This window comes from Streptomyces sp. NPDC001880 (assembly GCF_053594575.1).
On the sequence record NZ_JBSFET010000064.1, the window covers coordinates 25,848 to 36,721 of the forward strand.

Here is a 10,874-nt window from a genome sequence, read left to right on the forward strand (position 1 = left end):
TGCGACGGAAATCCGGTTGCGCCCATGCCGCCGGAGCGCCGAGCATGCCCCGTATGCACCACACGGGGGAGTACCGATGAGCGCACGACTGCGCGGCATCGCGCGTGAGACCGAGGCCATTGTCGAGGCCGGCCGCTACCGCAGAAATGACGGACGCGAGGTGAGCATCGAGTACGCGCTGACCACCGCGCTTTCGGGGACGAGGCTGTACGGCCCGGAGCCGGTGCCGGTCGCGGCGCTCGACACCGACCGAACGCCGGTGGTCCAGGTCACCGGTGAGAGCAGCCTGCAGGCGGCGCGCCGGATGACCGGCGAAGGCCCCGGCAAGGTCGCCGTGCTGAACTACGCCTCCGCCCGCAATCCCGGCGGCGGCTACCTCAACGGCGCACAGGCCCAGGAAGAGGCCCTGTGCCGGGGCTCCGCCCTCTACGCCACGCTGCTGCGCGCCCCCGGCTACTACGCCCACCACCGTGCAGAACGCAGCGCCTTCTACACCGACCGGGTGATTCACTCACCGGGCGTGCCGGTGTTCCGCGACGACCGCGGGCGGCTGCTCGACACCCCGTACACCGCGGGTTTCCTGACGTCCCCGGCACCCAACGCCGCAGTCATCCGCAGCCGCGCCCCCCAGGAGGCCCACCGCATCCCCGCCGTGCTCGCCTCCCGGGCGGAGCGGGTGCTGGAGGTCGCCGCGGTGCGCGGGTACCGCAGGCTGGTGCTGGGAGCCTGGGGCTGCGGTGTGTTCCGCAACGATCCGGCGCAGGTGGCCGGTGCGTTCCGGGCGTTGCTCCTCGACGGCGGCAGGTTCGCCGGCCACTTCGAGCAGATCGTCTTCGGCATTCTCGACCGCAGCCCCGAATCCGCCACCCGGTCCGCGTTCGACCGGACCTTCGGCCAGTAGATTCACCACGTCCGCGTTCACGGCTGCGGGGGTGTCTGAAAAGCGCCCGTGCGGCCCAGGAACCGTGCCGAACCTGACGGACGACCAGGCCGTCGGCATCGTGGCTGCCGTACGGTCGTCGTTCTGCGGCCGACCGGCAACAAGCAGGCCCCGGGCGACGGTTCGCGTGGGGCTCCCTTCGGGGCCGACGGTGCGTTCCAGCACCATTCAGCAGCACCACGTGGTCGACGCCGCCGAAGGCGCCCCGCGTCGGCGGTCGACACATAGCCGTCGCCCACCGTGGAGATGACGACGCCTCGCACCCGCGGGGAACCCCCTGGTGCGTGACGCGGTCGACGGACAGCTCGGTCTCGTCGAGATCCGCGGACATCTTCCGCCGTCCCGGTCACCCGGCCGAGCAGCCCCACCGCCGAGGGGTCGTCCATGCCCCGGAGCGTACCCACGCACCGCGGGTCTGGAAGACTGCCGGACGCCATGAGCCAGTTACCGAACCAGCCCACCGAACCCCCCGTCCCCACCAGTGCCGATGTCGCACGGCTCGCCGGGGTCTCCAGGGCCACCGTGTCGTACGTGCTGAACAACAACGCCTCCGTACGGATCAGCGAAACCACCCGCCGCCGGGTCAGGGAAGCCGCCACCGCACTGGGCTACGTACCGCACGCCGCGGCCCGCAGCCTGCGCGCCGGACACACCCGCATGGTGCTGCTGCCCACCGTGAACTCTCCTACCAGCCCGCTCCACCACCGCTTCTTCCACGAACTGGAATCGGGGCTGCGCCGGCTCGACTACACCGTCGTCCGGTACGGCAGCACCGGACTCGACCCCGACGACGCGCCCCGCGCCTGGGCCGAACTCCGCCCGGTCGCCGTGATCGCCCCCGGCACGATCGACCTCACCGAGCACGGGATATCCGTACTCAGGCGCTCCGGCGCCAAGGCCGTGATCACCCTAGGCCCTCGGCCGGTGCCGGGGGCCCACGCGCTGGTCATGGACCAGCGGGAGGTCGGCGGCTGCGCGGTCGGACATCTGCTGGAGAGCGGCCGGCGCCGTATCGGCGTGATCATGCCCGAGGAGTGCGGACTCGGCCCGTTCGCCGAACCCCGGCTGACCGGGGCCCGCCGGGCCGCCCGGCTCCACGGCGCCCGGGTGGAACCGCTGCCGCTGCGGTACGACGAGGAGTCGGCCGCCAGGCTGGCCGTCCGCTGGCGCACCCTGGACCTCGACGCGGTGTTCGCCTACAACGACGAGTACGCGATGCTCCTGATGCGGGCCCTTCAGGACGCGGGCATCGACGTGCCCGGCGAGACCGCCGTGGTCGGTGCCGACGATCTGATGCTGGGCAGGCTGCTGCGGCCCCGGCTCAGCACCGTACGGATGGAGCTGGCCACCGTGCAGCCACTGGCGGACCTCGTGGACCGGCTGGTGCGGGAACCCGGCGGGGCCCCGGAACACCACGACCTGCTCAGGGCCGGGGTGGTCCGGCGCGAGTCCGGCTGAGGCGCCGGGGGCCGGGCACGCCGGCCGGGCACGCCGCCCGGACCGCACCCTGCGGTAGCGCGGCGAGGTGCGTACCGGGTGCCGCTTGCCTAGCGTCATGACCATGAGCCATCCGCAGAGTTACGAGATCCTGCTGGTCCCCCGGTTCGCCCAGGAAACCGCCGACGCCGATGACACCGCCGACGCCGAGTCCGGCGCCGCCGAGTCCGACGGCGCCGTCCGCTCGGCGGTCGTCTCGGCGACCGGGGAGACCGGGGCGTCCGGCTACCCCCGGTACTCCGGCGAAGGCATCATTGCGGACATCGACCCCGCGACGCATGCGGTCGAGGCCCTGCTGGTCGACGGTGCCGAGCTGGCCTTCGGCCTCTCGGCCCGGATCAAGGAGAGGGACGCCGGGATCGATACCGACCGCTGAGGCCGCGCCGCCCGGCCCCGGGCCCGGCTGAGGGGCCGACCCGCTCGGGCCGGCCCCTCAGCCACGGGACAGGCCCTACTTGTTCTGCCCCTTCTGCTGCTCCTCGATGGACTTGCGGACCACGTCCATGTCCAGCTTCCGCGCCTGCCCGATCACGTCCTCCAGCACCGCCTCCGGCAGCGCTCCGGGCTCCGCGAACACCGCCACGTTCTCCCGGACGATCATCAGCGTGGGAATCGAGCGGATCTCGAAGGCCGCCGCCAGCTCCTGCTGGGCCTCTGTGTCGACCTTGGCGAAGACCAGGTCGTCGTGGCGCTCCGACGCCGCGTCGTAGACCGGGGCGAACTGCCGGCACGGGCCGCACCAGGAAGCCCAGAAGTCGATCAGGACGAAGTCGTTCTCACTGACGACCTGATCGAAGTTTTCCGCGGTGAGCTCAACGGTGCTCATACTCTGATACCTCTTCCTGTGCCCGTTCGGACCTGTCCGCACAACGGCGCCTGCCTCTTCACTATTCCGCCTGCCCATGTGGCCGCCGCGCACACCCGCGACCAGACTGACCCCATGACAGATGCTTCCCTGAACGCCGAGTACGACGTCGTGGTGGTCGGAGCCGGTCCGGTGGGCGAGAACGTCGCCGACCGGGTCCGTGCCGCCGGGCTCACCACCGCGGTCGTCGAGGCGGAACTCATCGGCGGCGAGTGCTCCTACTGGGCCTGTATGCCCAGCAAGGCCCTGCTGCGCCCGGTGGTCGCCCGCGCCGACGCCCGCCGCGTCCCGGGCCTCAGCGACGCCGTACAGGGGCCGCTGGACACCGCGGCGGTCCTCGCTCACCGCGACACGTACGCATCGCACTGGAAGGACGACGGACAGGCCGCCTGGGTGGAGAGCATCGGCGCGGACATCTACCGGGGCCCGGGCAGGCTGACCGGCGAGAAGACCGTGGCCGTGACCGCGCCCGACGGCACCGAGCACCGGCTCACCGCCCGCCATGCCGTCGCCGTCTGCACCGGCAGCCGCGCCGTCGTCCCCGACCTGCCCGGCATCGACGGCGCCCGCCCCTGGACCAGCCGGGAGGCGACGAGCGCCAAGAAGGTGCCCGGCCGCCTCGTGATCGTCGGCGGCGGCGTGGTCGGAGTGGAGATGGCCACCGTCTGGCAGGCCCTCGGCGCCCGGGTGACGATGCTGATCCGGGGCAAGGGACTCCTGCCGAAGATGGAGCCCTTCGCCGGCGAACTGGTCGGCCGGGCCCTCACCGAGGCGGGCGCTGGCATCCGTACCGGGGTCACGGTCGCCGCCGTGCGGCGACCCGTCCCGAACGGCCCGGTCACCGTGGAGCTGACGGGCGGCGAGCAGGTCGAGGCCGACGAGATCCTCTTCGCCACCGGCCGGGCCCCGCGCACCGACGACCTCGGACTGGAGACGGTGGGACTGGAGCCCGGATCGTGGCTCACCGTCGACGACAGCTGCCGGGTCGAGGGCAACACCTGGCTCTACGCGGTCGGTGACGTCAATCACCGGGCGCTCCTCACCCACCAGGGCAAGTACCAGGCGCGGATCGCGGGTGCCGCGATTGCCGCCCGCGCCGCCGGCGTACCGCTGCTGGAGACCGGCCGTTGGGGCGCCCACGCCGCCACCGCCGACCACGCGGCCGTCCCCCAGGTCGTCTTCACCGACCCGGAGGCCACCTCGGTCGGCCTCACCCTCGCCGAGGCCGAGCGGGCCGGCCACCGGGTACGCGCCGTCGACCAGGACATCGCCGCGGTGGCCGGCGCCGGCGAGTACGCGGAGGGCTACCGGGGCCGCGCCCGCATGATCGTGGACCTCGACCGGGAGATCCTGCTCGGTGCCACCTTCGTCGGACCGGGCATCGGCGAGCTGCTGCACTCGGCGACGGTCGCGGTCGCGGGCGAGGTTCCCATCGACCGGCTGTGGCACGCCGTACCCGCGTATCCGACGATCAGCGAGGTCTGGCTGCGGCTGCTGGAGGCGTACCGGGACGCATGACCCCCGCGGCGGGTCGGCCGCGAGCAGCGACTTCGTGTACGGGTGCCGGGGCCGGCCGAACACCTCCTCGGCCGTGCCCTCCTCCACCTCCTCCGCGTCCTTCGTCACCAGCACCTGGTAGCACGCGGTCACTGATCCGCCGGATCGCCGACAGCTCGTGCGAGACGAACAACAGGGCAGTTTGGACCAGGGCGCGCCGTCCATCCGCACGGTGCCCGGCGCACCGTCACGGCCGGGAACAACGGCGCGGGACGGGCGGCCACGGCGGCCGGCTGACCGGTGCGCCGCATGCGGGCCGTCCGGCGGCCTGAACCCCGCCCGGGTTCCGGCGAGGTCCAGCCGTTCCGCCGGACCCTCGCCCCGGGCCCGGGGCCGCCGGTTCACTGCTCGGCCCGCGGGCCCCAGGCGATCCGGTAGTACTTCGACCTCTCGTCCTCGCTCACCAGGCGCATGCCGACGGCCTCCATGACGCGCTGGGAAGCGACGTTGTCGAGATCGGTGTCACCGTGCACGCAGGTCACACCCTGATCGCGGGCGAACCGGAGCAGGGCGCGCAGGGCTTCGGAGGCGTAACCCACCCCCTGGGCCGAGGGGACGAGTCCGTAGCCGATCGTGACGTGCCCGTTCTCGTCCGGCGCGCCATGGAATCCCATCCCGCCGATCACCTGCCCGTCCTCACGGCGCTGTATCTCGTACGTGCCGAAGGGGCTGGGATCGCCGCTCCTCGCACAGGTGTCGAGGAAGCGCTCGGCTGCGGCCGCCTCGCCGGGGGACGGGTAGCCGGGCGCCCAGTGCGCCCCCTCTGCCGGCGTGCCCGCCATCACCCGCAGGGCATCGGTGGCATTCATCGGGCGGAGCAGGAGACGAGGAGTTTCGAGGTCGGTCATGAGCGAGTGAAGTATCACGAGGGGCGGGGGGCCGGCATCCGAATTGAACGGCCCGGCCGGGTCCGCGAGGGACCCGGCCGAACGCGCTGCCGGTTCGCCCGGGGGTCACCCGGACGAAGGCTCCCTGGAGACCGTCCGGTCGCAGCCCGAGCCGGAGCCGGAATCCGAGCCGGAGCCCTGGTCGGAGCCCGGCTCGGAGCGGAAGTCGAAGTCACCGGAGAACGCCGCCGCCATCCGCAGGTGACCGGCCGCCTCCGCGCTCCGGCCCTGGCGCTCAAGGGTGCGCCCGAGCATCAGTCGCGCGTAGTGCTCCACGGGGTCGCGTTCCAGCACCGTCCGCAGTTCCGCCTCGGCCTTCGCGAGCCGGGCCGAGTGGTAGTAGGTCCGGGCCAGCAGCAGACGCGGCGACACCTGCTCCGGGACTTCCTCGACCAGCCCCTCCAGGATCCGGGCCGCGGACATGTACTCCTTCGCTTCGAAGAACATCTGCGCACGGTCCCAGCGGTCGGCAGCCGTGCCGAACTCGTAGTAGGTGTCGCTCACTTGATCTCCTCCTTCATGGACCGCCCCCGGATCGCGCCCGGCTCGGTCCAGCCATTGACCCAGCTGCCGCTCAGTCATCGTGCAATGGCCGGAACACGGTCTATCGGTTGAATATTCCACTAACTTCCCGGCGTGGGGACCGGCACCCCCGGGTCCGCACGGGAATAGGTTGAGCGCCATGAGCAATCTCGATCGCCAGGCCGAACTCTCCGTCTGCGGGGGACGGGGCTTCGTCGTCGCCGAGCCCGTACGTGAACTTCTCACCCCTCGCCGTGTCCGGCTGGGCGAGTCCACCGAGGTCCGCAGGCTGCTGCCCAACCTGGGCCGCCGGATGGTCGGCGCCTGGGCCTTCGTCGATCATTACGGCCCCGACGACATCGCCGGCGAACCGGGGATGCAGGTACCGCCCCACCCGCACATGGGCCTGCAGACGGTCAGCTGGCTGCACGACGGCGAGGTCCTGCACCGGGACAGCCTCGGCAGCCTCCGTACGATCCGCCCACGTGAACTGGGACTGATGACCTCCGGCCGGGCCATCAGCCACTCCGAGGAGAGCCCGAAGGCCCACGCGAGGTTCCTGCACGGCGCCCAGCTCTGGGTCGCGCTGCCCGACGCCCACCGCCGCGCCGAGCCCCACTTCCAGCACCACGCCGACCTGCCGGCCGTCTCGGCGCCGGGCCTCACCGCCACCCTGATCCTGGGCGAACTCGACGGCACCACCTCGCCCGGCACCACGTACACCCCGATCGTCGGCGCCGACATCGCCCTGACCGCCGGCGCCCGGGCCCGACTGCCCCTCGACCCGGACTTCGAGTACGCGGTGCTCTCCATGTCCGGCCAGGCCGAGGTCGACGGCGTGCCCGTGCTTCCCGGTTCCATGCTCTACCTCGGCTGCGGCCGCACCGAACTGCCGCTGCGCGCGGACACCGACGCGGGCCTCATGCTCCTGGGCGGCGAGCCGTTCGAGGAGGAGATCGTCATGTGGTGGAACTTCATCGGGCGGTCCCACGAGGAAATCGAGGAGGCCCGGCAAGCATGGGCGGAGGGCTCCCGCTTTGGTGAGGTGCACGGCTACGACGGCGGCCGGCTGCCTGCTCCCGCACTGCCGCCGGTGGCGCTGAAACCGCGGGGGCGGGTGCGCTGACCGGAGGTGACGATGCTGTCGGCGGGCCGCGTCCGGACTGTGGGCACGCCCGCGCGGGGGCTGTCGGGGGCGACGCGTCGAGGTCGAAGGCGACTTGGGCCGACCGGACCTGGAATGGTCCAAGCACTCCGCCTTCGGCTGGTTCGGCCCCGGCGACCTGGAGCGTCTGAAGGAGAACCGCGCGCCGGGAGAGTCCCTGATCCACGACCTGATCGCACGGGCCGTACGGGACGACCCGGACCGGACACGCAAGAGGTGAGACGCCGACCGGCTCCGCGCCCTCACGCCGTGGCCGGTGTTGTGGTGGGAGCGAGGCGCAGGTGCCCGGTGCGACGCAGGCCGGTCAGGGCGGCCGCGCAGGCGAGGCCGAGCAGAGCCAGCGCGGTCCACGGCAGCCAGGGGACATGCGCACGGGCCGCCAGGTCGAACAGGGCACCCACGGCGAGGTTCCCGACGGCGACGGCCAGGCCGGCCACGGTGCTGTAGGCGCCGTAGTACGTGGCCGTCAGCCGCGGCCCCGAGAGGCGGACCAGGGTGTCCATCTCGAACGGGTACAGCAGCGCGGAGCCCACGGCCAGCAGCGCCGCGCACACCACCAGGCCCCCGAGCCCGAGTACGGCGGTCAGTCCATCGGCGCGGTGGTGCGGGCCGGGCAGCAGCGGCAGGAAGGAGGTGCCCATCACGGCCAGGCCGAGCGCGATCGCCTTCGGCGGGTCCAGGCGTTTTCTGGCCCAGTCCGTCAGCCGGAGCTGACCGGCGACCGCGACCAGCGCGGAGACGGCGAACACCACGCCCATCGCGATGCCGTTGCCGTCACCCAGCAGGGTGCGGGCCTGGAGGGGCAGGGCGAGGTACGTCTGGAAGGCCAACAGGTAGGAGCCGGCCATCGCGGCGGAGAACAGGACGAAGGGCCGGTTGCGGAGAATCGTCCGCCAGTCCGTTGCGATGCCCCGCCAGCCGCTCGTACGCTCCGGGTCCGCTTCCGGACGCCGCGCCGGGAGAGCACGGGCCTGGACGACGGCCAGGACTCCGAACACCGCCGCGGAGGCGGCGCACACCACCGGGAAGTCGAGGGTGAGCAAGGCGAGTCCGGCGAGCGGGCCGAGCAGGATGCCCGCCTGGTAGAAGACGTTGAAGACGGCGAACGCCTCCACCCGCCGCTCTCCGCCGCCCTGCGCGATGTAGGCGCGGACGGCGGGGTTGAACAGGGCTCCGGCGAACCCTGTCGCGGCGGAGGCGGCGATCAGGGCGGGCAGCGTGTCGGCGAAGGCCAGCAGTGCGAACGCACCGGTCCGCAGGGCGCAGCCGGCCAGGATCACGGGCTTGTAGCCGATCCGGTCGGCCAGGGTCCCGCCGAGCCAGAACATGCCTTGCTGGGAGAGGTTGCGTACGCCCAGCACGAGGCCGACCGCCCACGCCGCCAGGCCCAGGCCATGGGCGAGATGGTCGGCGAGGTAGGGCATGAGCATGAAGAAGCCGAGGTTGATGCCGAACTGATTGACCATCAGCAGCTGGACGCCGGGCTCGAAGGAGCGCACCTGGGCGCGCAGCCGCCTCACCGGGCACCTGCCGGCACGGCAGGAACGGCGGCGGGGCCGCTGACCGTTCGGCACCGCGTCCAGGACGTCACGGTGCGCTCGCCCGGGTCGGTGATCTCGTCGGGCTCGTCCGGCAGCGGGGCAGGGGCGTCCAGGAGCCTGTGGCCGTGGCACCAGCCGTCGTTGTAGATGGTGTCGAGATAGCGGTGGGGTCCGTCGGGAAAGATCGCGGCGATCCTTGTTCCGGCGGGGTGGGTGCGGGCCGCCCATCCGGCGACCAGCGCGACCGCCCCGACGCTCCAGCCGCCCGAGGCGTAGTGGTGACGGGCCAGCGACCGGCAGGCACGGACCGCTTCGGCGGGGGCCACCCAATGGACCTCGGTGAAGGCCGGGTAGGCGACATTGCCCGGACGGATGCTGGAGCCCAGCCCGCGCATCAGGCGCGGTCCGGCCGGTTGCCCGAAGATCGTCGAACCGGTCGAGTCCACACCGATCAGCGCCAGGCCGGGGAACGTCCGGCGCAGCGCGGTGGAGACTCCCGCGGAGTGACCGCCGGTTCCGACGGATGTGACCAGCAGGTCGACGCGGCCCAGCTGGGCGACGAGTTCGGCGGCCAGCGGGGCGTAGGCCGCCACGTTGTCGGGGTTGTTGTACTGGTCGGGGCACCATGCCCCGGGGGTCCTGGCGAGCAGTTCGGCCACCCTCTCCCGCCGGGCCTGCTGCCAGCCGCCCGTCGGGTGCGTGGTGGTGACGGTCTCGACGCGGGAGCCGTAGGCGGTCAGTGCCCGGCGGATTCCGGGTTCGAGTCCGGGGTCGGTGACCACGGTGACCGGATGCCCGAAGGTGATCCCCGCCAGGGCCAGGCCGAGTCCCAGGGTGCCGCTGGAGGATTCGATGATCGGGGCACCGTCGGCCAGATCGCCGCGTTCCCGGGCGCGGGCCACCATGTGCAGGCCGGGGCGGTCCTTGATGCCGCCGGGGTTGGCTCCTTCGAGCTTGGCCCAGAAACCGCGGCCGGCCTCGGCGAATGGTTCACCGATCCACAGCACCGGTGTGTCGCCCACCAGTTCGGAAGGGCCGCGGGCGGACATCGGGGCAGGGGCGTATGAGGCGATGTTCATGAAGGTGTCACGGCTCCTCGCCCCGGGCCGTCAGCGGCCGTCGGGGCATCGGGGGGTCAGGGAGCGGACACACAGCAGCCCGGTCGGGTCCGGCGCGTGCCGGGACGGCGAGGGGGCGGTGGGCGGCTGTGCGGGGCCCGGTCAGGTCCGCGCCACGCACAGGGCCGTGAGAATGCTTCGCCCACCGAGCAGACCGCGACCGGGCGCCCGGGCCGTTCCGCCGCCCGGGAGAGCGGCCGGGGGTGCCCAGGGCCGGACCTCCGCCGGGAGCGCCCCGCCCGGGGCGGGAGGGGGTGTGGTGTCGACGCGGATCCAGTCCGACGCGTGGTCCGGCTCGGGACAGCACGGGGACGGATCGGGAGACGGCGCCGCGGTGGGACCGGGCGCCGCCGCGGGGACGGCGGCTGCGGCGATCGCGGTCATCGGGTCGTGGTGGGTGCCGAAAGCCGGGCCATGGCTGTGTGCGCAGGCCAGGAGGTGGAAAGCCACCCAGAGCAGTACGAGCAGCACGCCGCTGTCCCGCATGCGGCGATCTGCCGGGGAGAACGACGCCGCACCGAGCATTGACTCAAAGTACCGAAACAGACACTCGAAGTCACACTTGCCGTCGGCGGGGCGCAGGGGCCGGATGACCACGGCGCCGTCAACCGGGCGTCAACGGCCCTGGGACCGGAATCAGGACGCCGCCAACGGGGATGTCAGGCCCGCCGGGTGACGGGCACATCGTCCCGGACGCGGTGGCCGGGACCCGTCCCGGTGGCGCGGGAGAAGTACGGGCGGGGAGGAGAACACCCGCTTGTCGGCCTTGTTCCACGCGATGC

Annotated in this window: 11 protein-coding genes and 1 pseudogene; 6 read left to right on the forward strand and 6 right to left on the reverse strand. The window is 72.5% G+C overall.

Going from position 1 to position 10,874, the window contains the following annotated elements; genetic code table 11:
• Positions 1 to 76 precede the first annotated feature (76 nt).
• The 3 genes from ACWCQ6_RS26645 (at position 77) to ACWCQ6_RS26655 (ending at position 2,813) form a co-directional block, all read left to right on the forward strand.
• Positions 77 to 901, forward strand: coding sequence for a TIGR02452 family protein (locus ACWCQ6_RS26645; protein WP_451093293.1), 825 nt, complete (start codon positions 77 to 79; stop codon positions 899 to 901).
• Between the two features lie 474 nt (positions 902 to 1,375).
• Positions 1,376 to 2,398, forward strand: coding sequence for a LacI family DNA-binding transcriptional regulator (locus ACWCQ6_RS26650; protein ID WP_451093295.1), 1,023 nt, complete (start codon positions 1,376 to 1,378; stop codon positions 2,396 to 2,398).
• Between the two features lie 103 nt (positions 2,399 to 2,501).
• Entirely contained in the window at positions 2,502 to 2,813 is a 312-nt protein-coding gene (locus tag ACWCQ6_RS26655; protein WP_451093297.1) for a hypothetical protein, read from the forward strand.
• Between the two features lie 75 nt (positions 2,814 to 2,888).
• Here ACWCQ6_RS26655 and trxA read toward each other — a convergent pair whose 3' ends face one another.
• Complete coding sequence (trxA, locus tag ACWCQ6_RS26660) at positions 2,889 to 3,263, reverse strand: thioredoxin (RefSeq protein WP_451093299.1); 375 nt, start codon at positions 3,261 to 3,263, stop codon at positions 2,889 to 2,891.
• Between the two features lie 114 nt (positions 3,264 to 3,377).
• Between trxA and ACWCQ6_RS26665 the strand changes: the two genes are divergently transcribed.
• Complete coding sequence (locus ACWCQ6_RS26665; RefSeq protein WP_451093301.1) at positions 3,378 to 4,820, forward strand: dihydrolipoyl dehydrogenase family protein; 1,443 nt, start codon at positions 3,378 to 3,380, stop codon at positions 4,818 to 4,820.
• A gap of 380 nt (positions 4,821 to 5,200) precedes the next feature.
• On the opposite strand, the gene ACWCQ6_RS26670 is transcribed toward ACWCQ6_RS26665, so the two are convergent.
• Both ACWCQ6_RS26670 and ACWCQ6_RS26675 read right to left on the reverse strand, forming a co-directional pair.
• Positions 5,201 to 5,707 (reverse strand): GNAT family N-acetyltransferase, encoded by a 507-nt coding sequence (locus ACWCQ6_RS26670; RefSeq protein WP_451093303.1) that lies wholly within the window; start codon positions 5,705 to 5,707, stop codon positions 5,201 to 5,203.
• A gap of 204 nt (positions 5,708 to 5,911) precedes the next feature.
• Positions 5,912 to 6,250 (reverse strand): annotated as a pseudogene (locus ACWCQ6_RS26675) (tetratricopeptide repeat protein); the annotation flags it as partial.
• Positions 6,251 to 6,428: 178 nt separating this feature from the next.
• On the opposite strand from ACWCQ6_RS26675, the gene ACWCQ6_RS26680 reads away from it, so the two are divergent.
• Positions 6,429 to 7,394 carry a pirin family protein gene (locus ACWCQ6_RS26680; protein ID WP_451093305.1) on the forward strand — a complete coding sequence of 322 codons (966 nt, stop codon included), beginning with the start codon at positions 6,429 to 6,431 and terminating at the stop codon, positions 7,392 to 7,394.
• Between the two features lie 94 nt (positions 7,395 to 7,488).
• A complete protein-coding gene (locus tag ACWCQ6_RS26685; protein WP_451093307.1) occupies positions 7,489 to 7,653 on the forward strand; it encodes a hypothetical protein in 165 nt (54 codons plus the stop codon).
• Positions 7,654 to 7,675: 22 nt separating this feature from the next.
• Here ACWCQ6_RS26685 and ACWCQ6_RS26690 read toward each other — a convergent pair whose 3' ends face one another.
• The 3 genes from ACWCQ6_RS26690 to ACWCQ6_RS26700 all read right to left on the reverse strand — a co-directional run bounded on the left by ACWCQ6_RS26690 (position 7,676) and on the right by ACWCQ6_RS26700 (position 10,578).
• Positions 7,676 to 8,953 (reverse strand): MDR family MFS transporter, encoded by a 1,278-nt coding sequence (locus ACWCQ6_RS26690; protein WP_451093309.1) that lies wholly within the window; start codon positions 8,951 to 8,953, stop codon positions 7,676 to 7,678.
• Entirely contained in the window at positions 8,950 to 10,053 is a 1,104-nt protein-coding gene (locus ACWCQ6_RS26695; RefSeq protein WP_451093311.1) for a PLP-dependent cysteine synthase family protein, read from the reverse strand. Before ACWCQ6_RS26695 ends, ACWCQ6_RS26690 begins: the two co-directional genes overlap by 4 nt.
• Positions 10,054 to 10,194: 141 nt before the next feature.
• Positions 10,195 to 10,578, reverse strand: coding sequence for a hypothetical protein (locus ACWCQ6_RS26700; RefSeq protein WP_451093313.1), 384 nt, complete (start codon positions 10,576 to 10,578; stop codon positions 10,195 to 10,197).
• Positions 10,579 to 10,874 lie beyond the last annotated feature (296 nt).